This is a genomic window from Vasconcelosia minhoensis LEGE 07310 (genome assembly GCF_015207255.1).
GTDB lineage: Bacteria > Cyanobacteriota > Cyanobacteriia > Phormidesmidales > Phormidesmidaceae > Vasconcelosia > Vasconcelosia minhoensis.
Genome location: NZ_JADEXG010000155.1, coordinates 1 through 1370 on the forward strand (window position 1 = coordinate 1; position 1370 = coordinate 1370).

The window sequence follows — 1370 nt, forward strand, 5'->3', positions numbered from 1 at the left end:
TCCTTTAATCTCTCTGTAATTCCACTGATGGATGTATAAAGCTTCAGTAGAGTTACCAAAAAAGCTAGACACTGGCTTTTCTGAATGCTAGAAAGTTGTTGAAGATCGTTTCAAAGCTAAACAACTTTTTCTGAAATTGAATTTACTTGTTATAGAGAAACGCACATTTCTCTATAACAAATTTAGTTGCCAATAAACCACTTCAAAGGCTTTATGACAATGAAAGATTTCACAGATTCTACTTCTCAGTATCTAGGTGTTTTCGGCTGGAACTGGTCTTTCCTCGGAGACATCCGACTAGAAACAGATAACGAGGGTAACGTTACCCTTCTTCACTCTGGGATTGAAGCGTTACTGCCTCAGCAGCGTCCGGGTACCGCTTTATACGAAACGAGTACAGCGGGTTTAGCTCTTGAGCAACTAGCTGAGAATCCCTACAACTTAGGCACCCAACAGCTAATTGCTCCAGAATCTGGTTCAAGTCGCCAATTCCAGTTGCAAGCGGATGGAAGCTATCAAGGTCAAGACACAGGCATTTTGACTAAAGCAGGAGACCATTATCAGCTACGGGAACAGGACGGTACGATCATTGTTTTCCGGGCTGATGGGCAGCTGGACTATATAGAAAATGCCAACGGCTACCGAATTACAGCCGAATACACGGGCGATCTGCTCACTCAGCTGAGCGCCTCCAGCGGCGACAGCTTCACCATCAGCTACAGCGACCAAGGGCGTATCAGTACAATCACCGACCAGGCCGGGCAAACGACTGCCTACACCTACGATTCCACCGGTCAGTTCTTGAATAGCGTAGAGAACTCGACGGGCACCACGAGCTTTACCTATGGACACCCCTACGATCCTACGGCGTTAACTAGCGTTACTTACGCTGATGGTAGCAAGGTCACCTACGACTACGATGAGTTGGGTCGCCTTCAGCAGGTAATCCAGGGCGAAGGCAGAGACGCTTTAGCCTACACCTACACCTATGATGGGTCAGGGGGCTACACTATCACCGATCCCAGCGGAGCGTCTACAACAGTCGTCTATAACGATGACCAAAGCCTGACGGTGACAGACCCGCTAGACCGCGCCTTTCAGTATAGCTACGATGCAGCGGGCAATTTAGTTGCCATTAATGGCGAACTAGGGTTTAGCGCCAGCTTTACTTACGATGACAGTGGCAATGTTACCAGCCAGACCAATGCGCTAAACCAAACGACTCAGTTTACCTATGATGCTGATAACCTGAGCGGTTTTACAGATGCTCGCGGCAACGATATTCTCTACGGCTATGACAGTCGCGGCAATCTCACTAGCATTACCTATGAAGATGGAACTCAAAACAAATATCTCTATGATGCCAATGG

At 47.6% G+C, this 1370-nt stretch carries 1 pseudogene; it reads left to right on the plus strand.

The window, feature by feature from the left end:
- Nucleotides 1–537: 537 nt before the first annotated feature.
- Nucleotides 538–1370: pseudogene (locus IQ241_RS25230) on the plus strand (RHS repeat protein); the annotation flags it as partial.